The sequence below is a fragment of the Rhizobium bangladeshense genome (assembly GCF_017357245.1).
In the GTDB taxonomy this organism is placed as follows: domain Bacteria; phylum Pseudomonadota; class Alphaproteobacteria; order Rhizobiales; family Rhizobiaceae; genus Rhizobium; species Rhizobium bangladeshense.
Genome location: NZ_CP071612.1, coordinates 579,381 through 603,479, shown reverse-complemented (window position 1 = coordinate 603,479; position 24,099 = coordinate 579,381). Strand labels below are relative to the sequence as shown.

Genomic DNA, 24,099 nt, shown 5'->3' with positions numbered 1-24,099 from the left:
GATAACATCTCATCGGCACACGCTTTGTGCTATTCCGACAGTCGAAAAGCGGCCTGCGGCGAAATGAGGCCGGCAGCATCCGGCTGTTGCGTGCCGATTTGGAGGGCTGACGATGCTGGTGCGATTTCTTGCAGGTTCCATCCACCGGCAGATCGCCCTGCTTGCCGTCGCGCCCGTCGTCCTCTTTGCAATCCTCGGCATCATCAGCGAAAACCTGACAATCAAGGAGCCTGAAAGCGTCTCTCAGGCGCGCGCGGTTGCCATGCGCATCGAGTTCGTTACCGAGATGATCCGCTCTGCCGAGACCGCTGATCAGGAGACCGCCATTCTTGACGCTGCGAGAAGGACAGGACTTCAAGTCGCCGAGGTCTCAGCGGCAGAACTGCAAGGCCCCGAGCTGGAGGTGGAGGAAGGTGACTTTCGTTCCGAAATCCAGAAAAATCTTTCGCCGGATGTCGACGCCAAGCTACGGGCGGCGACCGAGACAGGCCACCTTAAGCCGTCGCTGGTCGTTAGCATCGATCAGCGCCGCGCCCTTGCTTTCTTACCGCCGCCTGCCGTGCCCGACTCCCGCATCACAGATCGCGAAATCAGCGACTTCCTCGCGACCATGGCAATGTTCGTGCCCGTCGTCCTGCTGTCCCTCTACGGCAGCCGCATGATCGCTTCGCCGCTTCAACGCTTTTCTCAGGCCGCACGCGATCTCGATCCGGATAAGGGCCCGGAGCGCCCCTTCGACGAAATCGGGCCACCTGAAGTCCGTACACTTGCGAAGTCGCTAAACGACATGCGGAGCCGCGTCCGGGGGATGATCGAGGCGCGCACGCGCATGTTGCGCGCCATCAGCCATGATCTGAGAACGCCGCTGACGCGTTTGCGCCTCAGGGCGGAGCGTTCAACCGAACCGTCCCTGCGCGCCGCATTGCTGGCGGACATCGACGCCTTGGCGCTGATGGTCGATGAGACCTTGGTCTACCTCAGGAAGGACGCTTCGAAGGAAACCCAGCTGAGAGCCGACCTGCCGAGCCTTATAAACACCGTCTGCAACGATTTTGCCGATATGGGCTATTCGGTTTCCTATGACGGGCCTGATCGCTTCGCCTATCCGTGCCGACCTCACGCGCTCAAACGCGCTATCGCCAATCTCATCGACAACGGCACCAAATTTGCCCGGCACGTGAATGTCGAGCTTCATGTCAAGCCAGATCGGGCAATCAGCATCAGCGTCACCGACGACGGCCCCGGCATTCCTCTGGAATTCCACGCCCATGTCCTGGAGCCGTTCTATAAACTGGATTCTGCGCGTAACGATCGCGGATTCGGTTTGGGGCTTTCCATCGTGAGGGATATCGTCGAAAGCCATTTTGGAACGCTGAGGTTAGAAAATGCCACGCCGCGTGGCTTGATCGCCGAACTCAATCTGCCATCGCCCGATTCGATCAATACGCAGGCAAATACGACTGCGGCCGAATCCACAGTGACGATGACGCCACCATAGTGGGCAGTATAGCTCTGCGGAGGCGGAGCCCGCGAGGACGCAATTGCGCGGACATCAGTTCTGCCAGTATGAAGCTCGTTTGGCTGTAATCTGCTATGCACGACCTTTTGAGCGAATGTTCTTTCGGCATTGCACTTAGCGAAACATAAACAGATTTGTCACTGCCCGAGCAAACATGTATTCGATCGCAGAAAAACTCTTACCAACCTAGGCGGCTGATCCGCCGCGAGCCAACCGAACGCGATTCCGAATGACCGAACATGCCATGACCTGGGGTATCGCCGGCCTCACTGCGATGGGCGTCGTCGTCCGTCCCTTTCGATGGCCGGAGGCGATCTGGGCCGTATTCGGCGCCCTGCTCCTGCTCGCCTTCCGCCTGGTCGGACCCGAAGATGCCCTGGCCGGCGTCGCCAAGGGCGGCGACGTGTATCTGTTTCTGATCGGCATGATGCTGCTGTCCGAGCTTGCCCGGCGCGAAGGCCTGTTCGACTGGATCGCCGCCATTGCCACAGCCTGTGCCAAAGGTTCACCTCGACGTCTTTTCGTGCTGGTCTATCTTGTTGGCGTGGTTGTCACCGTCTTTCTTTCCAACGATGCGACGGCCGTGGTGCTGACGCCGGCCGTCTATGCCGCCTGCCGGACGGCGCGGGTGAAGGACCCGATGCCTTATCTCCTGATCTGCGCCTTCATCGCCAATGCCGCAAGCTTCGTTCTGCCGATTTCCAATCCGGCCAATCTGGTGATCTTTGCCGGCGGCGACATGCCGTCGCTGTCCCGCTGGCTGTCAACATTCATGCTGCCGTCGATCATTTCGATCCTCGCCACGTTCATCTGCCTCTATTGGACGCAGCGCCGCGCCCTTGCAGACGATACGCTTGCCGCGGATACGCAACGACGGCCCCTCTCGGGCAGCGCCCGCCTGGCCGGATGGGGAATCCTGCTGACAGCGATCGTTCTGATCGCGGCGTCGGCCATGCATGTCGATCTCGGGGTGCCGACCTTTGCTGCAGGCACGATCACCACCGCGATTGTTCTGCTGCTGACGCGGCAAAGCCCGGCCGAGACGCTGAAAGGCATAAGCTGGAGCGTTCTGCCGCTGGTCGCGGGCCTGTTCGTAATCGTGGAATCTCTCGACCACACCGGCTTGACGAAGCTTCTCTCCGATCAATTGGCTTCACTAGCCTCGGCTTCGCAATCGCAGGCGATCGCCGTTGCGGGCCTGCTCGTCGGTGTGATCTGCAACCTCGTGAACAATCTTCCGGCGGGCCTGCTTGCCGGAAGCGTAGTGCAGGCAGCCGGTGTCTCCGACAAGATCGCGGGGGCCGTACTGATCGGCGTCGATCTCGGACCCAACCTGTCGGTGACGGGGTCGCTGGCGACGATCCTGTGGCTGTCTGCGCTCCGGCGCGAAGGCCTGCATATCGGCGCCTGGACGTTTCTAAAGCTCGGAACCGTCGTCATGTTCCCCGCGCTCATTCTGTCTCTGGGGTCGCTCCTCCTGTTTTGAGGTGCTGCCGGCGCTACGACCGCTCAATCACCGGATCCGGATAGAGCCGCAGCAGCAAGTTCGCCGCTATCAGCGCCGATCTAGGTGTCCCATTCGTCTGCTTCCCAGAAGAAAGACATCTTTCAGCTAATCTTGGAACGCCGACATGCGGCGGTCGCCGATTATGTCCACGAGACGGTGTCGGATCCGTCAAATATCCTGCAATGCTGCCGCCTTGTTCGACAATAAATTACTTCGTTTCGAGAGCTCATTGATCGAGCGCAATGCGCCGGGGGCAAGATCGCTCGAAGATGGCCATCTCACGGAGCGAAAGGAATGCGCTATGCCGAAGATAGTGACCGTAACAGCCGTGATCCTACTTGCCGTCCTGGCCGGCTACGGCAGTGCGGCGTGGTGGCCGCAGCCGGATCAGTCGGATGATGCGCCGCAGACGAAGACGGCACCCAAGGAAGGCTATCCGGATCCATTCATCCCGCCGACCAAGGGTAACGGATTTTGATCGTGCCGAGGTCGGCGGAATCGGCGCCTGCGACTGTGAGGGTTCTTAGCCGCATGCAGCAGACCTGGCGTGACTTCTTGAAATTGGTCCACCTTGCCGCGAGCAGAGAAACGATGATCTTTAAGCAAAGGACGAATGCGGACTGCGATGAGCCGGTCTATGTTCAAGGTGGCAATGCGGGCGCCGGATACGATCCGCAGTACAGGCGAGGCTCGAATTCCTTGCCACGAATGGAAAGGTTCGAAGAAGCAGTGCAGATTTGCGAAAGAAATCTGTTCTGCGCATTGCGCGGACAATTGTCTGATCAAACGCAGGCGGTTTCCGAAGCAAGAATGATTACGTGCCGCCGTATGCACCGCTCCGAGCTGATCCCGGCGACACGTCGACGAGCAGCCATCAAGCGGCTGATGACTATTCGCTGGAGGACCGATGATGGGCATCATCGACGAGCGTGAAGAAGCACTCGAGAAAGAGTACATCATGAAGCTCGAGCGTACGTTCCATATCCGGGCGAGGCGCGACCGGATGCTGGCACGCTGGGCGGCCGAGCTCATCGGACGAAATGACTTTGACGTCTATTTCGACGAAGTCATTTCCGCCGGGTTGCTGGAGTCAGGAGACGAGAAAGTCTTCAAAAAGGTCCTGAGCGACCTGCAATATGCGGATCTCGCGATCAACGCTCAGACGGTTCGCGAGAAAATGGAGCAGCTTCTGCTTGAAGCGGCAAGGTCTCTCGACGAGGCCGGGTAGATCCGGGTGATGTGGCCAGGCTGCCGGCAATTTCGTGCAGGAGAAATCTCGTGACCATTCCCATTCCCCACCCATTCGCCGCCGGTCTCGGCAGTCGTAGCGGCCTCGTCACTGAAGAGGCCGAGAGCCGGCTGGTGCGTTACGGTCCAAATATTCTGCCCGAGCCTGAGACCCCCTCTTTCGCGTTTGTCTTCTTGCGGCAGTTCCGCAGCCCCCTGATTTATATCCTGGTTCTGGCAGCCGCCATCTCCCTGGTGGTCAGTGATACCAAGGATGCAGTCTTTATCGGCGTCGTCTTGCTGCTGAACGGCTTGATCGGCAGTCTGCAGGAATATTCGGCAGGCCGAGCTGCGCTGGCGCTTCGAAAGCTCGAACAACCGCGTGCCGCCGTCATTCGCGACGGAGAGGTGCGGGAGATTGAAGCACGCCTGCTGGTGCCGGGAGATCTCGTGCTTCTGGAAGCCGGCGGAAGAGTTCCGGCTGACCTCGCACTGGTCGAGGCGACCGACCTTCTGTGCGACGAATCCCTCCTTACCGGAGAATCGCTGGCGACGCGCAAAGCGGCACGGCCCGCTGGCGTGCCGGTTGAGGAGGGCAAGACGGCAACCGCATTCGCCGGCACGCTGGTCACGCGTGGACGGGGCACGGGCGTCGTGACAGGGACAGGACTTAGAACCGAGATCGGCAAGATTGCCGCCGAAATCGGCAGGGCATCCGCATCGCAACCGCCACTGATGATCCGGCTTGCTCGTTTCTCCAATGCGATCGCCTGGGCGGTGGGAGTGACGTCGCTGGTCTTGATCGGCATCGGCCTGATGCGAGGGCTCGCGTGGAGCGATCTTTTCCTCATGTCGGTCGGTCTTGCCGTGAGCGCAATTCCAGAAGGCCTGCCCATCGCAATCTCGATTGCGCTCGCGATCAGCATGCGTCGCATGGCGAAGCGCGACGTCATTGTGCGGCGAATGCCGGCGGTCGAATCGCTGGGCTCCTGCACCATGATCGCCACCGACAAGACAGGGACTCTGACGCTCAACGAGCTCACGGTTACCGATATCCGGCTCCCGGACGGCACCGATCTTGCCCTTGATGCGGGTACTGACCTGGACACCTGCGAGATCAAGGCGGCCAATATGAGCGTGGCGGAGGCACGCGTGCGCGCCGGCCGACTGCTCAGAGCGGCCGCGCTTCCCAACGAGGGTTCGCTCATGCAGGACGAGAACGGCTGGAAAGGCGTCGGCGACACGGTCGACGTCGCCCTATTGGCCGCCGCGCGTAAGGCGGGATTGGCGCAAGAGAAGATGGCAGCGGATTATCCCTTGCTCGCCCGCATCCCTTATGAGCCCGATCTGAAATATGCTGCCTCCTTCCATCGCGGGAGCGAACGCGTGCGCATCTTCGCGAAGGGCTCGACTGAGACACTGCTCAGCATGGCCGACCGGATGGATATCGGCGACCGGGTGGTGGAAATCGACAGAGACAGGCTTCTCGCCCAGAAGGAGGAGATGGCGGCCCGCGGGCTTCGGGTTCTCGCTTTCGCAGAGGGCGAAATCCGCAGTGATGCCGACGCCACCTTCGGCCACCATCATCTTATCGACCTCGTATTCCTTGGTATTGCGGGCATGCAGGATCCGATCCGCCAGGAAGTTCCGCAGGCGATCCGAGAATGCCGCGCCGCCGGCGTCGAGGTAGCGATGGTGACGGGCGACGACCCCAAAACAGCAGCGGCCATCGCCGCTCAGGCGGGTTTGCACTTCGGCCCGAGCCAAATCACCACCGGCGACGCGGTGCGCGAGGCCGAAGCCGCAGGCCCGGAGCGGCTGGATGAGCTTACGAAAAGCGCGCGCATCTATGCCCGCGTCGTTCCCAATCAGAAGCTTGCGATTGTGCTCTCCATGGCGCGCAACGGCCATTTCGTGGCGGTGACCGGAGACGGCGTCAATGACGCTCCAGCCCTGAAACACGCTCATGTCGGTGTCGCCATGGGCGTGAAGGGTACGGAGGTCGCCAAGGAGAGCGCGGACATCGTCGTTGCCGACGACAATTTCGCCTCCATCGTCAGCGGCATTCGCGAGGGTAGAACCGCCTATTCCAACATTCGCAAAGTCATCCTCATGTTGACGGCGACAGGAGCTGCGGAAATGCTGCTGTTCCTGCTGGCGATTCCGCTCGGTCTTCCAATGCCACTGCTTCCCGTGCAGCTTCTCTGGCTGAATCTCGTCACGAATGGCATTCAGGACGTGACGCTCGCGGGAGAGCGACCTGAGGGCGACGAACTGGCCAGGCCACCTCGCCTCCCCAAGGAGCCGATCTTCGACGGGCTAATGGTTCGCCGGATCGTCCAATCCGCGCTCGTCATAGGCGGCGGTGGCTTTGCAGTCTTCTATTGGCTGCTGTCACAGGGCTACCAGGTCTCCGAGGCGCGCAATCTACTGCTTCTGCTTTTCGTCATGTTTGAGAATGTACAAACTCTCAGCTGCCGTTCCGAGCGTCGCTCGCTCTTCTCGCGATCCTTTTTCCAAAACCCGCTGCTGCTCGCCAGTATCGTAGCGGCCCAAGCCATCCATATCGGCGCCATGCATGTCCCGTGGTTCCGTGAGGTGCTTGGCCTGGCGCCGATCTCGCTGGCGGAATGGGCGCTGACGCTTCTGGCCGCCGCCTCGCTTCTGCTTGTAATAGAGATGGACAAATTGCGTGGACGTACCTCTTCAAACACGCACCTGCACGAGATCGAGGCTGAATGAACTCTCGGCAGAGGCAGCGTTGCTCGCGGCACCAACACGCATTTCATTACGATGGCACAAGCGGTAATCTATCGCGGCGCCGGCTTTTCATCGTCTGGCAATTCCGTTCGCTTGCAGTGACTGCCGCGGTCCTGTTCGCTTTTGCACTACGCGGATTCGCAGGTCGCTGAAGTGACCCCGGAAGTGCTGCTCTCGACGTCCATTGACGGCGATCATGGAAATGACGTTGCAGAGGCTTTATCCTGCCTTCAGTTTCAGGAGCTTGGAAGATGCTACAAATTCGATCAATCATGACTCCCAACCCGACGACGATCGGGCCGAACGTGAAGATATGGGAGGCTGCCAATGCTATGGTCGATCGCCACATCAGCGGGTTACCGGTCGTCGATCAATCCGGCGACCTGCTTGGCATCATCAGCGAAAGCGACTTCCTGCGGCGCGGCGAAATCCACACGCAAGCTCCCCACAGCCTCTGGCGTGATTTCTTCGCTTCCCGCGGCGGGTTGGCCGAAGAGTACGCGAAAAGCTTCGGAAACGACGTTGGAGAAGTAATGTCTTCCCCGGCAGTGACCGTGCAGCCGGATGCATCCATCGAAACCGCCGCCAAGCTGATGGCGGAAAAGAACGTGAAGCGTCTTCCGGTGGTCGAAGGCAACCAGCTCATCGGTATCGTCACCCGCTTCGACGTCATGGCCGCACTCGTCCGCGAGCTTACCAGGCATTGCGCCGCACGAACGGACAGCGATATCCAAAGTGCGCTGGAGGCGGAACTCGCTCGGCAAAAATGGGGAGATTCCGTGACTCTGCACGTCGCCGATGGCGTGGTCACGCTGGAAGGCCGAGTGCTGGACTCGCGGGAAAAGACGGCCCTGCACGTGGCTGCAGAAAACACCATCGGCGTAAAGCGGGTGGATGATCGAGTCCAGGTCGTGGCGCCTCCGGACATGCCGGTGCCGCCACCCGGCTTCTATCTTTGAGCCTCTGAACTGTCTCCTCTTCCCAGAGGCCGTAGTGGCCAGGAAACGCCGCGGCATGGCGGGAGGAAAGATGCCAGTTCATTTCGATGACAAGGGGACCACTTTACCGGGGCTAGGCCGTCGATGCGCATCTGCAGGTCCGCACGCTAGAAGACGTCCTTGCCGTTTCGTCCAACGAACTCAGTCCGGAAACCTTTTTCATGCGCTTCCTTCACAAAGGAATTCGCGCTGAGTGCATCTGCGTGTATGACGTCGTTGAAGCATTGTGCAAAGGGACAGCAGAGTTCATCACGCACCCAGGCGCGCGCCTGGGGCGACACCGCCGAAATCTGCCAATCATGATTGCTCATTCGCTCGAGACGAAAATCGATGCTGCAGGACGGTTGGTCGGAGCTGCCTGCACCAATCAGCGCCGCCTCAGCGGGCCGAGAGAGAATGTGGTTCATATCGTCTCCTTTCCTTCAAAGGCAACCACCTCATGATGACACCGGCGCACCACCTGTTATCAATGTTACACCCGGAAGCTGTTTCTGCCGCCCGGGCAAAACGCGAACGTCGGAGACGCCGTAGCAAAATCCAATCCGGTAAATCTCAATAAGACAACCTTCGGCGTCTTCCGCCATTGATGCCGGTCAAATGTGAGTGGAAATCACCTTAGCTCGCTGCAGCTGGCCGATGCGCGCTAATCAACACTGATGGTAGCGCTGGTGACGCCGCTCCTTCGTTCCCGATATCGTGTGATGACTTTGACCAGCGTCAAAAGCAGCCGCCAGCAGATCGCGCGGCGGCAATTTGATCCTCCGCAATGCCTGTTCATCAACGCGCTTCAGACTGCGGTTCCCTGATAGATCGGAGAAGTGCCATGAAGACCATGGTTGCCATTGACTCGCCGCGTGCGATCGGAGGAATGCCGTGAATCATTTCCCCGTTGGACGATGGCTGCGATGGCTTATCATCGATCACCTTCTGTTGATCGTACTCATTCTCATGCTGGCCACTGTCTTCAGCGTCCCGCTGATCAAATCGGTGATCCAGCACGATCAGAGAAACGCACCATTGCTGCGCTCGACACCCCAGTAGCAGATGCGGGCAAGGGAGGAGACACTCATTCGATCTCCAGCGAACGGTAAATCTCTTCCTCCTGGCAAAATGAAGGCGCGTAATCGCCTCCAGGCCGTGGAGCAGTCGCTGGACCTCATAAAGCTGCGCCTGTGTCGGTGTGCCGCTTTCGAACGTCTTGCGCATGACGGTGAGATTGTGAATTTGCCGTTGCATTTCCATGTGCGTCCGGCTCATTCCGGCCAGTATATCCGGCGCTGCATATTTTCGGCGAAGGCGCTCGTAAACTTGTTCGTCTCTCCTCTCGTGGGGAAGGAGCCGGTCACGCAGGCAACAATCCAGCCTTTCCAGCTCGTCTTTTGCCCTTTCCCAAGGCAAGCGTGCAATCCGATCGGCCATCGTGCCGATGTCATCCACCACGTCAGCCAACGCCCTATGCTCAGCCTCCAGTGCCAGCAGCTCCTCGTTGCTCAGCCGAGGCGAGGCCATGCCGAACACGATCGGCGCCCCAAGGCACGCAGGACGTTGACGGCACAGCCTCGATTCTCAGGCCGAGGCAGTCAACACGCTGCCTACGGCGTCAGCACGGCTGCGCCGCTCAAGCGGCCGGCCCTGAGATCGTCGAGCGCCCTATTCGCGTCCATCAATGGATAGGTGGTCGTGTGGGTCCTGACTCCTGCCTGACGAGCGACGGGAAAGAACTCTTCGGCATCCCGCCGGGTGAGATTTGCAACAGATACAAGACTTCGTTCGCCCCAGATGAGCGCATAGGCCATTGCCGGAAGATCGCTCATATGGATGCCACCGCAGACCACCCTACCTCCTTTCCGCACTGCCTGCAAAGCCGCAGGCACGAGTTGGCCAACCGGAGCGAAGATGATCGCCGCGTCTAGCATGACGGGCGGGCGTTGATCCGAACCTCCCGCCCACGCGGCGCCGAGGTCAAGCGCGAAACGCTGTGCCGCATCGTCGCCTGGGCGTGAAAAAGCATAGACTTCGCGGCCCTGCCAACGGCAGACCTGCGCGATGATATGGGCGGCCGCACCGAAGCCGTATAACCCGATCCTGGCGCCGCCGCCGGCCTGCTTCAATGAACGCCACCCTATGAGACCAGCACACAGCAACGGCGCAAGCGCTACCGGATCGGCCTGCTCATCCAGCACAAAGGCGTAATCAGCATCGGCAACGACATGAGTGGCAAAACCGCCATCACGCGTATAGCCGGTGAACTGCGGCTGATCGCAAAGGTTTTCCTCATTGTTCAAGCAGAAAGAACAGCAGCCACAGGTGTGGCCAAGCCAGGGAACGCCGACCCTCTGTCCGACCCGCTGTGAAGGCACACCCTCTCCCACCGCCTCGACGCGGCCGACGATCTCATGGCCGGGAATGAGCGGAAGCTTCGGCGCGGAAAGATCGCCGTCACAAACGTGAAGATCGGTCCTGCAAACGGCGCAAGCTTCCACTCTCAACATCAGTTGCCCGCTTTGCGGGACGGGATCGGGCCACTCGACCGGACGCAGAGGGGATCCGACCGCTTCGAGAACCATTGCTTTCATCAGGCCTGCCTCCGAACGCCTCCCGCAGATGCGGCAGGGTACCCTCTTCTTCCGACGGGATGAAGCCAAGACTGCACCTGCATGGGCATCGTGCGTCGATGGCCGTAAAATCCAAGCTCGATCCGGTCAACGGAACTGCTCTTTGCGATGGGTCAATGTGCGGAGTGTGCGATGCCAGCACTATCCGCGCCGGACAATCATCGTGAAGGGGATGAAGATCATGACGAGCAAGATGATGAAGGCGGCGGTGGTTCGGGAGTTCGGCAAGCCTCTCGCAATCGAATGCGTGCCGGTGCCTGTTCCGGGTCCAGGTGAAATCCTGGTGAAGGTCGTTGCCTGCGGAGTATGCCACACTGATCTGCATGCCGCTGAGGGCGATTGGCCCGTCAAGCCGTTGCTGCCCTTCATTCCCGGCCACGAGGCGGCCGGGGTCGTCGCGGCTCTCGGTCCAGGCGTCACCGAATTCAAGGAAGGCGATGCCGTCGGCGTCGCCTGGCTGCACGACGCCTGCTTGCGCTGCGAATATTGCGAAACAGGTTGGGAAACCCTCTGTGAACACCAGCACAATACCGGCTACAGCTGCAATGGCGGCTTTGCCGAATATGTCATTGCCTCGGCCGCTTTCGCCGCCCGCCTTCCTGCCGGTGTCGATTTCGCGGAGATCGCGCCAATCCTCTGCGCCGGTGTCACGACCTATAAGGGACTGAAGGAAACCGAAGCTCGGCCCGGCGAATGGGTGGCGATATCGGGCGTCGGCGGCCTCGGCCATGTTGCGATCCAATATGCCAAAGCGATGGGTTTCAAGGTGATCGCTCTCGACGTCGCTGCCGCCAAACTTGACCTTGCCCGCCACGTCGGCGCCGATCTAGCGCTCAACGCGCGCTCCGAAGACACCGTCGAAAAGGTGCTGAAGGCGACGGGCGGCGGAGCGCATGGCGTTCTCGTCACCGCCGTCTCGCCGCCTGCCTTCTCGCAGGCACTTGGCATGGTGCGTCGCAAAGGCACCGTTAGCCTCGTCGGCCTGCCTCCGGGCAACTTCCCGATGCCGATTTTCGACGTCGTGCTGAAGCGCATCACCGTGCGCGGCTCGATCGTCGGTACGCGCCGCGATCTCGACGAAGCGCTCTCTTTCGCTTGCGAGGGCCGAGTCCGAGCTGAGATCGCCAAGGCGCCGCTCGATGACGTCAATGATATTTTCGCCGGCCTCAAGGCGGGAACCATCGAGGGCCGCACGGTGCTCGATATTGCAGGAGAGGCGAGCATCTTCGCAGCGCAGGATCAGTCCGCAGCATAGCTGACAGCGTTGCGCGTCTCCGCCGCCCGGGGAAGCGGCGGAGACACCTTTACTTCTACAAACAGAGCGCCTGGGCCCGCCGAACGGGTAATCAGACAAGGCGCCAACTGGTCGACTGAGATCGAGACGCCGGGTCCCCGGCGGATGCTGCCTACTGGAAGACTCCCGCGCACCATCCTGGCCGACGGGATCCCAAACATCAGGAGTCGAAATGCTCGTTCAAGACATCATGACATCGCCGGCGATCACTGCGACGACATCCTGTTCCGTCGCCGAAGCCGCCAAGCTGATGCTCGACAACAGGATCAGCGGTCTACCGGTCGTCGATGCCAACGGAGCGCTCGTCGGCATCGTCAGCGAAGGGGACTTCCTGCGCCGCAGCGAATTGAACACCGAACGCAAGCGGCCGTGGCTGCTCGAATGGCTGACGAGCTCCGGAAAGATCGCCGCAGAATATGTCCGAACCCATGGGCGGCGGATCCAGGAGGTGATGACCGCGCAGGTCAGCACGATCGCGCCGACCGCTGCCATTTCGGACGCCGTCAGATTGATGGAACGTCAGGATATCAAGCGTCTGCCCGTGGTGGAGAACGGCAGGCTCGTCGGCATCGTTGCGCGCTCAGACCTCTTGCGAGCCCTGTCTCGGGCGCTCCCGGCGGCACCGCTTTCGCCCGAGGACGCTCAGATCCAGGCGGCAATCGAAGCAGAACTTGCAAAGCAGAGCTGGAGCCGCAACGGCTTCATCCATTGCCACGTCGCCAGTGGTGTCGCCGAGCTGACGGGAACGATTTTCGACGAACGCGAGCGTTTGGCCGCAAAAGTCGCGGCCGAGAACATTGCAGGCGTGACGTCGGTCAGGGACCTGCTCGTCTGGGTCGACCCCTATTACGGCATCGCCCTGCCGCCGCCGGATGCTGAGGTGAGGCAGGCTTGAAGCTCCAAGGATCGGTCAGGTCCGTCGGTGCTGCTGAGCAGAGGCGCGGCGGAAATATCTTAGCTCCTGACCGGCCTCGCGCCGTTGATGTGATCGGGGATCAACAGGGCCGGTTCTACGGTAGCATCTTTCCCGTCCGGCGTAGGGCGTCATGCCAACCGAGCGCCTCCTCGAGGAGATGAGGCGTGTGACCGCCGCGCAGCAGCGCGCGCCGATAATAATCTGCCAGCGCCTGACGATAGGTCGGATGCACGCAGTTGGCGATGATGACCTCCGCCCGCTCCCTAGGGGCCAGGCCGCGAAGATCCGCAAGGCCGATTTCCGTCACGACAATATCGACGTCATGCTCGCAATGGTCGACATGGCTGACCATCGGTACGACGCGCGAGATCGTTCCCTTCTTGGCAAGCGACTTGGTCACGAAGATCGACATGTGGGCATTGCGAGCGAACTCGCCGGAGCCGCCAATGCCGTTCATGATTTGGGTGCCGCCGACATGGGTCGAGTTGACGTTGCCGTAAATGTCGAATTCCAGCGCCGTGTTGATGGCGATGATGCCGAGCCGCCGAATGACTTCGGGATGATTGCTGATTTCCTGTGGGCGCAGGATGAGCCGCCGTCTGTAGCGTTCGATCTCCGAAAGCACACGCCGGTGTTTCTGCGTTGAAAGCGTCATGGACGACGCTGATGCGAATCCGAGCTTGCCGGCGTCGATGAGATCGAAGGCCGAATCCTGCAGCACCTCCGAATACATGGTCAGATCGTGGAACGGTGTTTCCGCGAACCTCTGGAGCACCGCGTTGGCGATCGTTCCGATGCCCGCCTGGAGCGGCAGCAATCTCTCCGTCAGGCGACCGCGCCGCACCTCACGCAGCAGGAACTCAGTAAGATGACAGGCGATCGCATCGGTTTCGACATCCGGCGCCTCCACCGCTGAATCGCTGTCGCTGCTCTGGGTGACGACAATCGCGGCGATCTTTTCCATCGGGATCGGAATGAAGGGTAGGCCGATGCGGCTTTCGGGCACAACGATGGGGATCGCCTGCCGGCTCGGCCGCGCCGCCGGGACATAGATATCATGTAGACCTTCCAATGCTTCCGGCTGCGACAGGTTGATCTCGACGATCACCTTCGGTGCGAGAAGGGCGAAACTTGCCGAATTGCCGACGGAGGTTGTGGGCACAATGCCGCCATCCTCGGTAATCGCGGTCGCCTCGACGACGGCCACATCCACCGGCGCAAGCTGGCCGCTTCGCAGGAATTCCGCCGTCTCCGACAGGTGCTGGTCGATGAACATCACTTCGCCGGCATTGATCGCCCGGCGTAAGACGGGATCGGATTGGAACGGCATGCGGCGCGCGATGACGTGGGCCTCGGTGAGCGTGCTGTCGAGATTGTGGCCGAGCGAGGCGCCGGTCATCAGCGTGATCTTCAGCGGATCGCGTCTTGCCCGCTCCGCCAGCGCCAGCGGCACGGCCTTAGCCTCACCGGCTCTGGTGAACCCACTCATGCCGACGGTCATGCCATCGGTGATCAGCCGCGCGGCCTCTGCGGCATCGACGATACGATCCCACAGCCGAGTGCTCCGAAACCGGTCCTTGAACATCTCAGGCAAGCCTCGATGCGACAGCAGTACCGGCCGCAGCACGAATTCGGGGAGGTGAGGATGGCCGCCGCCGATGACGATAAGATCCGCCCGCACTTCCACCTCGGCGTCGCGCGCCCATCTCCGCCGCATCCATGATCAGCGACGACAGGGCAGTAGGGACTTCGGCAGTGGTCATCTCCACCGCACAGATGGCAAGCGTCGCCTGCAGGTGGTGCGCGCGTGCGACGCCATTGGCGATCACAGTTTTGGAAGTGGCGTCCGGATAGGTAACGGGCGGAAAGGAGATATGCGGTTTCATGATTTGCTCCGAACGCGCGGGGACCTGACCCCGCCATTCTGACGCACGCGCCGAACTGCGCTTTGACATGCCTCAACCAAACCAGCCGAGGTGACCAGCGGAAGCCGCGGGATGTTGGCAACCGTCACTTCACCGGGCTACGCTGAAACGCAATGGATGTATGGCGCCCCGACAAGTTGCTATCCTAGCGTCATTTGCGGCGCGGCATCACAAACGGATCAACCGCGATCCTGCCCCCACCGAACACGACCAATGCCAGCGCTATTGCCGCCCAGGGCAAGTGAAAATTCGCCCAGCCCTCCGGGATGGTGAGCTGGATAATCGCCGTCATCAATAGCAGGCCGAGAGCGGCGAAGCGTGTGGCCAAGCCGAGGATCAACAGAATTGGCAGGATCAATTCTCCGATTCCGGCTGCGACCGCCATCGTCAGAGGAAACGGATAGGCAATTGCGCTGCCGAAGATATGAAGCTTGAACTCCTGCTCGAAAAGATATTTTGCGCCTGACGAAAGCGTCAGGAACCCGTCCCATTTTGTCAGCCCCGATCTAAAGAAGGGAACAGCAAGAGCAAAACGCAGCCCCAGCAGCGGCAGCGACTGGGGAACAGAGGCGAGCAGGCTTTCGGCGCGGGTGATGAGGGAGGCAGCGGCGGCACCAAAGCCGTGCGAAGGGGCCACTTCGGTTTTCATTTGGAGTTTCCTTTACAGTGTTGAAGGGTGCTGAACGCCCCGAGACCGGCAAGACCGACCAGCGCCGTTCCGAAATCGAATCCCTTGGCAGCTGTAAATGCCGCCTCTGCCGCCTCGCCAAGGGTGGCGGCATTGAACAACGAGGCCGCAAAGACGGCGTCCTGAGGCGGCAGGACATGAACTTTGACCGATATCTCCGGTCGTACGACCAGGACAGCTTGCCCGCCCCAGTCGGAGACCGGCGAAACCATCTCCTCTTGATGTGCGCTCCAGATCGAACCAACCGGAAATCTCGACTGGATCAGGTGCGCCGAGGGGTGTGGGACGAGCCGCAGGTTGGAAAGCATCTCGGGCGCCACGGCTTTGAGCGCCGCAAGATCGAGAGGGGCGCTGTCTGCAGCGTGGTAAGCGTCCGTCCAAGCCGCCTCGAGCCGGGCGACATCGGGCAGATAGGCAAGCGACCTAGCAGGCTCAAAGCCTGTTATGAAGTCGGGGAAATCGTCGCCATATTCCATGATCAGCGGTGAGGACGGCTTGTGATCCTGGGCGTAGGCCCGCGCCATGGCCACGAAGAATTCCGCGCCAACGAGCCGCTCGGTCACCGGAAAACGTTGCGCCAACGCCTTTGTCAGCCCGACGAACACATTGTTGCGGTATACGGCAAAGCGCGCAGCGTCGGGTTTGCCGCGTGCGTTGATGATGCCTCCCGGCACCGGCCGGTCAGCATGCAGCAAGGCATCGGCAAAGGCGGTTTGGCTGGTTGCGAAATCCATCGTCACGCCGCCCGGATCCCGCGCCCGCCGCGGCGAAACCTTTCGGAAGCGAGCATCGCATCCACACTTTTCGCCTCTGAATACAGCGTAGCGAAATCCGGAATATTGTTGTCCCATTCGATCAGCGTCGGGAGCGCCCCGGTGCGCGCGAGGGTATGTTTGTAGAGGGCCAAGACGTCGCTCTTCACCGCCGTCGCGTGCGCGTCAATCAGCAGCCGATCGCCGGCAGGGTCGATGGTTTCGTCGTAACCGGCGAGGTGAATCTCGCCGACGAGTTCGACCGGAAAACGATCTATGTAGGTGGCGGCATCGAGCCGATGGTTCACCGCCGAGACCATCACATTGTTGACGTCGAGCAGAAGGCCACAGCCCGTGCGCTCAGCGATCGTCGCCAGAAAATCCACTTCATCGATCGTACTGTCGGCGAACAGTATATAGGTAGAAGGGTTTTCCAGCAGCAATTGCCGCCCTAGCGCCTGTTGCGTTTCATCGACATGGTCGATGACGCGCAGCAGCGTTTCCTCCGTATAGGGCAGCGGCAACAAGTCGTTGAGAAATCCCGTGTCATGCGTCGACCAGGCCAGATGTTCGGAAAAACTCTGCGGGCGGTAGCGGTCGAGCAAGCTGCGAAGCCGCTTCAGATGTGCCTTGTCGAGCCCACGCGCCGCGCCGATCGACAAGCCGACGCCGTGCAGCGAAAGCGGATAGTGTTCCGTGATGGCTTGGAGATAGCGATGCGGCGGCCCACCTGCGCCCATGTAGTTCTCGGCGTGCACCTCAAAGAAGCCGACATCCGGCAGATCGGCCAGAATAGTCCCGTAATGCTCGGGTTTAAGGCCGAGGCCGGCCCGCGGCGGCAGGAGGACGGGCTGGTTTGCTGAAGCGGTCATCGCAGTTCTCCCGGTTTAGCCAGAAAGAACGGAGGCCCGGGCACCGGGCCTCCGCTTTCGTGGTCAGCCTTTGGTCGGCTCGAGCTTACCCATGTGCCCGTTGACGTTCATGCTGGTGCAAGTGCCGGCCGGGACAGCCTTCCAGGCGTTGCCCTGATAATCCATCGTCGATGTGCCCGCGCAGGTCGTGCCGGCACCGGCGGCGCAATCATTTTGACCCTTGAGCGCGATGCCATAGCATTTCTCGTTGCCCACCATTTTCTCCGCCGGCAGCGGCGCGGCGAAGGCAGCGGATGAAAGCGCGGTGGCGAGCGAGCCTGCGAGGGCAAGGGTCAGAGTGGAACGGTTCATGAATGGTCTCCTCTTGAAAGGTCCGCGTACCGGTCATCGGCCGCGTAGTCCTTCCTTCGAGCTAGCAATCCCGTTTGTTACAGACCCCGCGAACACGAATTGGTGATCGGCGTTCGGTGGCGCCTGCGGCGTCATTGCCCTCACGCCATCTGCTAGCAGGCCGGAAGAAATTGTTGATATCCCCCTCCGGGGGGTAGGTCGATTTCGCTGGAAATGGCGATGCGACCCCTTTATCTTGTGCGCGATGGCGTGTGCTGCGTGCGCCGCGGGCTTTCCCGAAATCGACGGAGACTGAAGATCAACCTTCCAAAACACAGGGAGCGCTGACCGGTGTCGTCGCCCATCTCTCCAGGCCTCATCCGATCCACGCTTCGCCAATTCCTCGACAGCGAAGCTTCAGGCGGTCTCGTCCTGATGGCGGTGGCCTTCGCTGCCATCGTGACGGCGAACTCACCGCTTGCAGAAGGCTACTTCCACGCCCTTCACGTCTATCTGGGGCCGCTCAGCCTGCTGCACTGGATCAATGACGCGCTGATGGCGCTGTTCTTTCTCCTCGTTGGGCTCGAGATCAAACGCGAAATGCTGGACGGCCAGCTCTCCAGCTGGAGCCGCCGTATTCTTCCGGGCGCGGCGGCACTGGGAGGCATGGTCTTCCCTGCCCTCTTCTACATCTTGTTCAACTGGGAAAACCCGGCCGCGCTGCGTGGCTGGGCGATTCCGACCGCGACGGACATCGCGTTCGCCCTGGGCGTCATCTCGCTGTTCGGTCCGCGCGTGCCTGCGTCGTTGAAGATCTTCCTGGCGGCACTGGCGATCATCGATGACCTGGGGGCCGTCGTGGTGATTGCGCTGTTCTACACGAATGATCTCAACCTCCTGGCGCTTGCAGGGGCCGCGGCGGTGCTCGCGGCGCTCTATGGCATGAATCGCAATAAGATTTTGAAGCTCTGGCCATATCTGATGCTCGGCGCCGTTCTCTGGGTGCTCGTCTTCGCATCCGGTATCCACGCGACGCTGGCCGGCGTTCTTCTTGCTCTTACCATTCCGCTGAAGGTGACGCCGGGAACACGCGAGGCAAGCCACGACCAGTCGCCGTTGCACCATCTCGAGCACATCCTGCACAAGCCCGTCGCATTCGTCGTCGTTCCGGTCTTCGGCTTCGCCAATGCCGGCGTCTCCTTCTCCGGCGTCTCCGCCGCGACGCTGACGGAACCACTGACACTCGGCGTGGCGGCAGGTCTGCTGCTTGGAAAACTGGTCGGCGTCCTCGGCACGGTCTTCCTGCTCGTCAAACTCGGCCTCGCCGACCTCCCCGCAAAGGCGAACTGGGGGCAGATGACCGGTGTTGCCGTCCTCTGCGGCATAGGCTTCACCATGAGCCTTTTCATCGGGTTGCTTGCATTTGACGATCCCACCATCCAAGACCATGTGAAGATGGGCATCCTGCTGGGGTCTCTGCTGTCCGGCATGGTCGGCGCGGCGCTCCTCGCAACGTTCAAGCGGCGATTGTGAGGCAGCGGGGGCTGAAGGCGCCCATCCCTTGCAACAGAGAGCGACACCGGCAGGTTCCGTCGACGGTCCCGCGCCCAGCGACGAGCCAAGTCATCTGCAAGGCTCGGCTGCCCTGAAGAACCCGGCCGATAGCGCTTGTTTGAGAAGAACAGGATGCTCGATCAAAGCCTGGCAGCAACCATCTGACGATAACAAATAAAAGTCTGTTCGAATTCTGCGCAAGTTTGGGTAAAATCGACCGATCACTGGCTCCTGCAGTGACTTTTCGTCCATTCGCTGTTTCTTCATTATCCCGAGTTAACATCGCTTACACTTCGGTTTCAGAATGTCGATACCTTTACGTTCAGTCTCATTGCAGAACAGCTGCCGTAGCTACCGTGTTGAAGATCTCATGGCGGACGCTTCTTTTGCCGCAGCTCTGCGCGATTCCGCGCTCGAGTTGCTGGCAATCCATCGCAGAGCGCCGAGAATAGTGCGTTATGTTGCTGATCTGCAGAAGTGGCTGCTTAGCCAAGCGGCATTGGCATTGCATTTTGAGCGGAAGCTTGATCCATCCCGCCCTCCCTTGACCGCTTCCAACCTCGCGAAGTTTCTGGTTGAGAACCGCATCGCCAGCCAAAACACCGCAGTCTCACATCTGAAGGAGATGGCGCACTACAAACTACTAGAGCCGGTGGAGACGACGGATCGGCGTACAAACCCGTTACAAGCAAGCGGCTATGCTGAAACGCTAATTCGGCAATGGTTCGAAGGGCACCTTCGTTCGCTGGACGGTATGGACGCGGGAGACCGGTATCGACGGTCGCAAGCGGATGAGACAATTCTGTATCGCGCTCAGCCGCGCATCGCCCGGCGGCTGTTTAATGACCCTGATTGGTATAACCCGCCCGAAAGCATTGCACTGTTCGCGAGGTCCGAATCTGGGAGCAATATATTGCATGACCTTATGTCGCGTGTGCCACTGGCACCGGTGCTCGGTGAGCGAACCTGGATCGGCGATGTCTCTGCAAGGCTTACGGCGGCCGAATATGTCATTTCCCGCAGTCATGCCGGCAGATTGCTTGCGGCCGCGCAAAATCAAGGCTTGCTGGGATGGGAGACTTCCCAAAAAAGCGGCGATTGTTGGATTTCCGTGAAACTCGTACTCGACTACGGACGGTGGCAGGCCTCGAAATTCTCCGTTATCTCTGAGGCTGTGGCTGAGATCGAGTAGATGCCTGGCTGGCTTTCTCGGGGAAGCCGACCGATGCTAATTCGACAAACGCACTCATGGGCCAAGCCTCGAAGTAACTAAGACAATTTCGCGAAGTGCACCTGAGACTGGTTTTGGGAGTGTGGTGCCCAGGGGCGGAATCGAACCACCGACACGCGGATTTTCAATCCGCTGCTCTACCAACTGAGCTACCTGGGCCAACCTGCTTCGCGATGGTGCTCTTGACGAAAAGAACCGTGGGCCTTGGTTCGCCCCGGAAGCGAGCGGGGTTATAGCATCTTGTTCGCCCATGGCAAGCGTCAAATGACTCTTTTTTGACGGTCTCGTGGATTTTGCCGATTCATGAGGAAATATAATAGCTTCGCCGGCTGGGTTTTCCTGTTCCCCAGCCGGGAAACCGGAACATAGGGATCAATTTTCCTCGTCGGAATAATCCGCCTTCGTCTCGTCGTCGGCCACCGGAATGGCATAGGAGCCGGTCAGCCAGCGAGAGAGATCGACCTCACGGCAGCGGTTGGAGCAGAAGGGATAATGTTCGCGGTTCGATGGTTTGCCGCATTCCGGGCAAGGGTGCGTCTTGCGCAGCGGTTCGACCTTGGCGGCGGTCTTCTTGTCTTCGGGCATTGCTCGGTCCGTCCTATGGCATGGCCGTCGGTCAGGCCTCGGGCCACCGGCTATGCACATCGAAGCCCTCGCCGGTCAGAAGCAGAATGGTTTCATAAAGCGGCAGGCCGACGACATTGGTGTAGGAGCCCACCATCTTCTGCACGAAGGTGCCGGCAAGGCCCTGGATGCCGTAAGCGCCCGCCTTGCCGCGCCACTGGCCGGAGGCCAGGTAGTTCTCGATCTCGAAACCGGACAGCCGCTTGAAGCGCACCTTGGTCTCGACGATCTTCTGGCGGATCTTGCGATCCGGCGTCACCAGGCAAACGCCGGTATAGACGAGATGGTTGCGTCCCGACAGGAGATGCAGCGCGCTCAACGCCTCATCGGCGAACTCGGCCTTGCCGAGAATGCGCCGGCCGACGGCGACCACGGTATCGGCAGACAGGATATAGCTGCCCTTCCAGGTGATATCGCCCTTGATCGCTGCAAGTGCTGCCTCGGCCTTCTCGGCCGAAAGCCTTCGGGCGAGCGAACGCGGATGCTCCGATTTCTTCGGCGTCTCGTCGATATCCATCGGCATCAGGCGCGAAGGCTCGATGCCGGCCTGGTTGAGCAGGTCGACGCGGCGGGGCGAGCCCGAGGCCAGAATGAGCTTGTATTTCAGCGCCATGAAACCTCGACCATCGGCGGACGGGAGCGGGCAGACTTACTTGAAACGATAGGTGATGCGGCCCTTGGTCAGATCGTAGGGCGTCATTTCCACCAGCACCTTGTCGCCGGCGAGAACGCGGATGCGGTTCTTGCGCATGCGGCCGGCGGTGTGGGCGATGATCTCGTGTTCGTTTTCAAGCTTCACGCGAAACGTCGCATTCGGCAGAAGTTCGGTGACGATTCCCGGGAATTCGAGGACTTCTTCTTTCGGCATATAGTGGTTTTCTTCCTGTGGGTTGAAGAGGCAGCGCAACGCGCGCCTTTAAAATTTGGGCGGAAACTACACAATCAAGGCGGGTTTGTGAACCTTGTTGATCGGGCTTTCCTTTATTTGTTTTCACGCCGATTGCGCGGCGATGCCATTTCGTTTGAGCAGCCGGCTTTCGATGAGGCCGGCGAGGTGATCGCGAACCTCGCGATAGCTTTCCAGTATCTGCTCGCGCGTTCCGCTGACGACCGTCGGATCCATGGTCGGCCAGTAGACGACGTCGATCGCATTCGACCGCGTCAGTTCCAGTGCCGCGTGATGGGCCTGCGGCGACAGGGTGATGATCAGATCGAAATAATCGTCCTCGAGCTCTTCCAGCGTCTGCGGCTGGCGGCGCCCGAGGGAAAGCCCGATTTCCTCGAGCACGACATCGACGAAGGGATCGCGCTCGCCGGCGCGAACGCCGGCGGACCTTATATAGGTATTGCCAGGCAGAATACTACGGGCGATCGCTTCGGCCATCGGGGAGCGGATGGCGTTCAGCCCGCACATGAAGAGGATGGCGCCTGGCCTTTTTGCGTCCTCGACATCGGCGGCAAGCTCCATCGCCGTCATCCGCGCCAGTAGAGCACGCAGACCAGCGTAAAAAGACGCCGGGCGGTGTCGAAATCGACCTCTATCTTGCCGGCCAGCCTGTCTTTCAGCGTCTGCGAGCCTTCGTTGTGGATGCCGCGCCGGCCCATGTCGATCGCCTCGATGCGGCTTGGCGTCGCCGATCGGATCGCTTCGTAATAGCTTTCGCAGATCATGAAGTAATCCTTGACGATCCGCCGGAAAGGGGTGAGCGACAGGATATGGGTGGCGACATCGCCCCCTTCTTCCGTCTTGATGGCGAAGACCAGCTTCGAATCGACCAGCGAGATGTTCAACCGGTAGGGACCGCCGGAATGGCCGAGCGGCTCGAACCTGTTCTCCTCGATCAGATCGAAGATGGCGACGGCGCGTTCATGCTCGACATCGGGCGTCGAGCGGCCGATCGTGTCGTCGAGGACGACGTCACAAAGCCGGAAATCGCCCGCCGCCATCCCCTCACCTAATCAAGGTTGAGGCGGATCGCGACCGACCGCGCATGGGCATCGAGGCCTTCGGAGACCGCAAGCGCGATCGCCGCCGGGCCGAGGCTGCGCAACTGCTGCGGCCCAAGGCGCAGGATCGAGGTACGCTTGACGAAATCGAGCACCGAAAGGCCGGAGGAGAAGCGCGCCGAACGCGCCGTCGGCAGCACGTGGTTAGAACCGCCGACGTAATCGCCGATGACCTCGGGCGTATGAGCGCCGATGAAGATCGCGCCGGCGTTGCGGATGCCATTGAGCAGCCGATCGGGATCGGCGACGGCGAGCTCGAGGTGCTCGGCTGCGATGCGGTTGGCGAGCGGGATGGCCCGTGCCAGATCGGCAACGAGGATGACGGCGCCGAAATCGCGCCAGCTTGCCGCTGCAGTCTCGGCGCGGTTCAGCGTCCTCAGCTGGCGCTCGACCGCCTGCTCCACGGCCTTGCCGAATTCGGCATCATCGGTGATGAGGATCGCCTGGGCGCTGGCATCGTGCTCGGCCTGCGCCAAAAGGTCAGCGGCGATCCAATCCGGGTTGTTATCCCTGTCGGCGATCACCAGCACCTCGGAGGGGCCGGCGATCATATCGATGCCCACAGTGCCGAAGACGTGGCGCTTGGCGGCGGCGACATAGGCATTGCCGGGGCCGGTGATCTTGGCGACCGGTGCAATGGTCTCGGTTCCATAGGCGAGAGCGGCGATCGCCTGAGCGCCCCCGACACGGTAGATCTCTGTGACACCGGCAAGCCGGGCGGCGGCGAGCACCGCCGGATTGACGGCGCCGCCGGTGGCGGGAACGACGATGACGACGCGCTCGACGCCGGCGACCTTGGCCGGCACCGCATTCATCAGCACCGAGCTCGGATAGCTCGCGGTGCCGCCTGGAACATAAAGCCCGACCGCGTCGATCGCCGTCCAGCGCGAGCCGAGACCGACGCCCATGTCGTCCTCATAGATATCGTCCTTCGGCAGCTGACGGCGATGGTGGCTCTCGATGCGCAATGCCGCGAGCTTCAGGGCGCCCAGCACTTCGGCAGGCACCGCCTCGATCGCGGCGTCGATCTCATCCGCCGTCACGCGCATCGGCACGGCGGCGAAATCGATGCCGTCGAACTTCAACGAATATTCAGCCAGCGCCACATCGCCCCGCGCCCTGACATCATCGATGATGGCGCGTGCGACTGAATTCACATCCTCGGAAACTTCGCGCTTCGTCGTCAGAAAGGCGGCAAAATGCTGCTCGAAACCTTCCGATGCCTGATCCAGCCAGATTGCCAAGACCGATATTCCTTTTCCACTCGAACCGCGATGTTC

Annotated in this window: 25 protein-coding genes and 1 tRNA gene; 11 read left to right on the top strand and 15 right to left on the bottom strand. The window is 60.7% G+C overall.

Translation table 11 applies throughout. From position 1 onward, the window contains the following. Positions 1-112 precede the first annotated feature (112 nt). From J2J98_RS02945 to J2J98_RS02915, 7 genes are all read left to right on the top strand, one after another. The gene (locus J2J98_RS02945; RefSeq protein ID WP_064710745.1) at positions 113-1,498 is read left to right on the top strand and encodes an ATP-binding protein; all 1,386 of its coding nucleotides are present in this window, start codon (positions 113-115) and stop codon (positions 1,496-1,498) included. A 250-nt stretch (positions 1,499-1,748) separates the two neighbouring features. Then, positions 1,749-3,005 carry an arsenic transporter gene (locus tag J2J98_RS02940; RefSeq protein ID WP_207602297.1) on the top strand — a complete coding sequence of 419 codons (1,257 nt, stop codon included), beginning with the start codon at positions 1,749-1,751 and terminating at the stop codon, positions 3,003-3,005. Between the two features lie 322 nt (positions 3,006-3,327). Continuing rightward, complete coding sequence (locus J2J98_RS02935) at positions 3,328-3,504, top strand: hypothetical protein (protein WP_171049272.1); 177 nt, start codon at positions 3,328-3,330, stop codon at positions 3,502-3,504. Between the two features lie 53 nt (positions 3,505-3,557). Next, on the top strand, positions 3,558-3,959 hold the full coding sequence (locus J2J98_RS02930; RefSeq protein WP_207602296.1) for a hypothetical protein: 402 nt from the start codon (positions 3,558-3,560) through the stop codon (positions 3,957-3,959). Beyond that, positions 3,934-4,254 carry an ATPase inhibitor subunit zeta gene (locus tag J2J98_RS02925; RefSeq protein ID WP_138395474.1) on the top strand — a complete coding sequence of 107 codons (321 nt, stop codon included), beginning with the start codon at positions 3,934-3,936 and terminating at the stop codon, positions 4,252-4,254. The genes J2J98_RS02930 and J2J98_RS02925 overlap by 26 nt, the downstream gene beginning before the upstream one ends. A gap of 50 nt (positions 4,255-4,304) precedes the next feature. Then, complete coding sequence (locus tag J2J98_RS02920; RefSeq protein WP_207602295.1) at positions 4,305-6,995, top strand: cation-translocating P-type ATPase; 2,691 nt, start codon at positions 4,305-4,307, stop codon at positions 6,993-6,995. Between the two features lie 269 nt (positions 6,996-7,264). After that, positions 7,265-7,972 (top strand): CBS domain-containing protein, encoded by a 708-nt coding sequence (locus tag J2J98_RS02915; protein ID WP_207602294.1) that lies wholly within the window; start codon positions 7,265-7,267, stop codon positions 7,970-7,972. Between the two features lie 146 nt (positions 7,973-8,118). Here J2J98_RS02915 and J2J98_RS02910 read toward each other — a convergent pair whose 3' ends face one another. From J2J98_RS02910 to J2J98_RS02900, 3 genes are all read right to left on the bottom strand, one after another. Further along, on the bottom strand, positions 8,119-8,418 hold the full coding sequence (locus tag J2J98_RS02910; protein ID WP_138395471.1) for a hypothetical protein: 300 nt from the start codon (positions 8,416-8,418) through the stop codon (positions 8,119-8,121). 370 nt (positions 8,419-8,788) lie between these two features. Then, complete coding sequence (locus J2J98_RS30230; protein WP_246569415.1) at positions 8,789-9,520, bottom strand: hemerythrin domain-containing protein; 732 nt, start codon at positions 9,518-9,520, stop codon at positions 8,789-8,791. Between the two features lie 83 nt (positions 9,521-9,603). Then, the gene (locus tag J2J98_RS02900; protein WP_207602293.1) at positions 9,604-10,587 is read right to left on the bottom strand and encodes a zinc-dependent alcohol dehydrogenase family protein; all 984 of its coding nucleotides are present in this window, start codon (positions 10,585-10,587) and stop codon (positions 9,604-9,606) included. 220 nt (positions 10,588-10,807) lie between these two features. Between J2J98_RS02900 and adhP the strand changes: the two genes are divergently transcribed. Further along, positions 10,808-11,881 carry an alcohol dehydrogenase AdhP gene (gene adhP / locus J2J98_RS02895; protein WP_171049271.1) on the top strand — a complete coding sequence of 358 codons (1,074 nt, stop codon included), beginning with the start codon at positions 10,808-10,810 and terminating at the stop codon, positions 11,879-11,881. A 211-nt stretch (positions 11,882-12,092) separates the two neighbouring features. After that, positions 12,093-12,815 carry a CBS domain-containing protein gene (locus J2J98_RS02890; protein WP_064713812.1) on the top strand — a complete coding sequence of 241 codons (723 nt, stop codon included), beginning with the start codon at positions 12,093-12,095 and terminating at the stop codon, positions 12,813-12,815. A gap of 115 nt (positions 12,816-12,930) precedes the next feature. Here J2J98_RS02890 and scpC read toward each other — a convergent pair whose 3' ends face one another. The 5 genes from scpC to J2J98_RS02865 form a co-directional block, all read right to left on the bottom strand. After that, the gene (gene scpC / locus J2J98_RS02885) at positions 12,931-14,421 is read right to left on the bottom strand and encodes a succinyl-CoA:acetate CoA-transferase ScpC (protein WP_207603068.1); all 1,491 of its coding nucleotides are present in this window, start codon (positions 14,419-14,421) and stop codon (positions 12,931-12,933) included. 491 nt (positions 14,422-14,912) lie between these two features. Then, complete coding sequence (locus J2J98_RS02880) at positions 14,913-15,410, bottom strand: DoxX family protein (protein ID WP_064709804.1); 498 nt, start codon at positions 15,408-15,410, stop codon at positions 14,913-14,915. Continuing rightward, positions 15,407-16,183, bottom strand: a complete 777-nt coding sequence (locus tag J2J98_RS02875; RefSeq protein WP_207602292.1) for an HvfC/BufC N-terminal domain-containing protein — start codon at positions 16,181-16,183, stop codon at positions 15,407-15,409. The genes J2J98_RS02880 and J2J98_RS02875 overlap by 4 nt, the downstream gene beginning before the upstream one ends. 2 nt (positions 16,184-16,185) lie before the next feature. Beyond that, positions 16,186-17,073, bottom strand: coding sequence for an MNIO family bufferin maturase (bufB, locus tag J2J98_RS02870; RefSeq protein ID WP_207602291.1), 888 nt, complete (start codon positions 17,071-17,073; stop codon positions 16,186-16,188). Positions 17,074-17,136: 63 nt separating this feature from the next. Further along, positions 17,137-17,424 carry a BufA1 family periplasmic bufferin-type metallophore gene (locus J2J98_RS02865; RefSeq protein ID WP_064693769.1) on the bottom strand — a complete coding sequence of 96 codons (288 nt, stop codon included), beginning with the start codon at positions 17,422-17,424 and terminating at the stop codon, positions 17,137-17,139. Between the two features lie 330 nt (positions 17,425-17,754). Between J2J98_RS02865 and nhaA the strand changes: the two genes are divergently transcribed. Then, positions 17,755-18,936, top strand: a complete 1,182-nt coding sequence (gene nhaA / locus J2J98_RS02860) for a Na+/H+ antiporter NhaA (protein ID WP_138395461.1) — start codon at positions 17,755-17,757, stop codon at positions 18,934-18,936. Between the two features lie 391 nt (positions 18,937-19,327). Further along, entirely contained in the window at positions 19,328-20,149 is an 822-nt protein-coding gene (locus tag J2J98_RS02855) for a hypothetical protein (RefSeq protein WP_207602290.1), read from the top strand. 122 nt (positions 20,150-20,271) lie between these two features. On the opposite strand, the gene J2J98_RS02850 is transcribed toward J2J98_RS02855, so the two are convergent. The 7 genes from J2J98_RS02850 to hisD all read right to left on the bottom strand — a co-directional run bounded on the left by J2J98_RS02850 (position 20,272) and on the right by hisD (position 24,063). Then, positions 20,272-20,347 (bottom strand) — tRNA-Phe (locus tag J2J98_RS02850). A 213-nt stretch (positions 20,348-20,560) separates the two neighbouring features. Next, positions 20,561-20,773 carry a DNA gyrase inhibitor YacG gene (yacG, locus tag J2J98_RS02845; RefSeq protein ID WP_064709799.1) on the bottom strand — a complete coding sequence of 71 codons (213 nt, stop codon included), beginning with the start codon at positions 20,771-20,773 and terminating at the stop codon, positions 20,561-20,563. 31 nt (positions 20,774-20,804) lie between these two features. Beyond that, entirely contained in the window at positions 20,805-21,425 is a 621-nt protein-coding gene (locus J2J98_RS02840; protein WP_064709798.1) for a Maf-like protein, read from the bottom strand. A 36-nt stretch (positions 21,426-21,461) separates the two neighbouring features. Beyond that, positions 21,462-21,680, bottom strand: coding sequence for a translation initiation factor IF-1 (infA, locus tag J2J98_RS02835; RefSeq protein ID WP_003545338.1), 219 nt, complete (start codon positions 21,678-21,680; stop codon positions 21,462-21,464). A 123-nt stretch (positions 21,681-21,803) separates the two neighbouring features. After that, complete coding sequence (locus tag J2J98_RS02830; protein WP_138395459.1) at positions 21,804-22,289, bottom strand: arsenate-mycothiol transferase ArsC; 486 nt, start codon at positions 22,287-22,289, stop codon at positions 21,804-21,806. Then, a complete protein-coding gene (locus tag J2J98_RS02825; protein WP_064709796.1) occupies positions 22,286-22,759 on the bottom strand; it encodes a UPF0262 family protein in 474 nt (157 codons plus the stop codon). Before J2J98_RS02825 ends, J2J98_RS02830 begins: the two co-directional genes overlap by 4 nt. A gap of 8 nt (positions 22,760-22,767) precedes the next feature. Further along, on the bottom strand, positions 22,768-24,063 hold the full coding sequence (hisD, locus tag J2J98_RS02820; protein ID WP_207602289.1) for a histidinol dehydrogenase: 1,296 nt from the start codon (positions 24,061-24,063) through the stop codon (positions 22,768-22,770). Positions 24,064-24,099 lie beyond the last annotated feature (36 nt).

What these genes read in the sequence shown, in the direction of transcription:
- J2J98_RS02945 (WP_064710745.1), top strand. Translation starts at nt 113, where the DNA reads ATGCTGGTGCGATTTCTTGCAGGTTCCATCCACCGGCAGATCGCCCTG.
- J2J98_RS02940 (WP_207602297.1), top strand. Translation starts at nt 1,749, where the DNA reads ATGACCGAACATGCCATGACCTGGGGTATCGCCGGCCTCACTGCGATG.
- J2J98_RS02935 (WP_171049272.1), top strand. Translation starts at nt 3,328, where the DNA reads ATGCCGAAGATAGTGACCGTAACAGCCGTGATCCTACTTGCCGTCCTG.
- J2J98_RS02930 (WP_207602296.1), top strand. Translation starts at nt 3,558, where the DNA reads ATGCAGCAGACCTGGCGTGACTTCTTGAAATTGGTCCACCTTGCCGCG.
- J2J98_RS02925 (WP_138395474.1), top strand. Translation starts at nt 3,934, where the DNA reads ATGATGGGCATCATCGACGAGCGTGAAGAAGCACTCGAGAAAGAGTAC.
- J2J98_RS02915 (WP_207602294.1), top strand. Translation starts at nt 7,265, where the DNA reads ATGCTACAAATTCGATCAATCATGACTCCCAACCCGACGACGATCGGG.
- J2J98_RS02910 (WP_138395471.1), bottom strand. Translation starts at nt 8,418, where the DNA reads ATGAACCACATTCTCTCTCGGCCCGCTGAGGCGGCGCTGATTGGTGCA.
- J2J98_RS30230 (WP_246569415.1), bottom strand. Translation starts at nt 9,520, where the DNA reads ATGGCCTCGCCTCGGCTGAGCAACGAGGAGCTGCTGGCACTGGAGGCT.
- J2J98_RS02900 (WP_207602293.1), bottom strand. Translation starts at nt 10,587, where the DNA reads ATGAAAGCAATGGTTCTCGAAGCGGTCGGATCCCCTCTGCGTCCGGTC.
- adhP (WP_171049271.1), top strand. Translation starts at nt 10,808, where the DNA reads ATGACGAGCAAGATGATGAAGGCGGCGGTGGTTCGGGAGTTCGGCAAG.
- J2J98_RS02890 (WP_064713812.1), top strand. Translation starts at nt 12,093, where the DNA reads ATGCTCGTTCAAGACATCATGACATCGCCGGCGATCACTGCGACGACA.
- scpC (WP_207603068.1), bottom strand. Translation starts at nt 14,421, where the DNA reads ATGTTCAAGGACCGGTTTCGGAGCACTCGGCTGTGGGATCGTATCGTC.
- J2J98_RS02880 (WP_064709804.1), bottom strand. Translation starts at nt 15,410, where the DNA reads ATGAAAACCGAAGTGGCCCCTTCGCACGGCTTTGGTGCCGCCGCTGCC.
- J2J98_RS02875 (WP_207602292.1), bottom strand. Translation starts at nt 16,183, where the DNA reads ATGGATTTCGCAACCAGCCAAACCGCCTTTGCCGATGCCTTGCTGCAT.
- bufB (WP_207602291.1), bottom strand. Translation starts at nt 17,073, where the DNA reads ATGACCGCTTCAGCAAACCAGCCCGTCCTCCTGCCGCCGCGGGCCGGC.
- J2J98_RS02865 (WP_064693769.1), bottom strand. Translation starts at nt 17,424, where the DNA reads ATGAACCGTTCCACTCTGACCCTTGCCCTCGCAGGCTCGCTCGCCACC.
- J2J98_RS02855 (WP_207602290.1), top strand. Translation starts at nt 19,328, where the DNA reads ATGGCGGACGCTTCTTTTGCCGCAGCTCTGCGCGATTCCGCGCTCGAG.
- yacG (WP_064709799.1), bottom strand. Translation starts at nt 20,773, where the DNA reads ATGCCCGAAGACAAGAAGACCGCCGCCAAGGTCGAACCGCTGCGCAAG.
- J2J98_RS02840 (WP_064709798.1), bottom strand. Translation starts at nt 21,425, where the DNA reads ATGGCGCTGAAATACAAGCTCATTCTGGCCTCGGGCTCGCCCCGCCGC.
- infA (WP_003545338.1), bottom strand. Translation starts at nt 21,680, where the DNA reads ATGCCGAAAGAAGAAGTCCTCGAATTCCCGGGAATCGTCACCGAACTT.
- J2J98_RS02830 (WP_138395459.1), bottom strand. Translation starts at nt 22,289, where the DNA reads ATGACGGCGATGGAGCTTGCCGCCGATGTCGAGGACGCAAAAAGGCCA.
- J2J98_RS02825 (WP_064709796.1), bottom strand. Translation starts at nt 22,759, where the DNA reads ATGGCGGCGGGCGATTTCCGGCTTTGTGACGTCGTCCTCGACGACACG.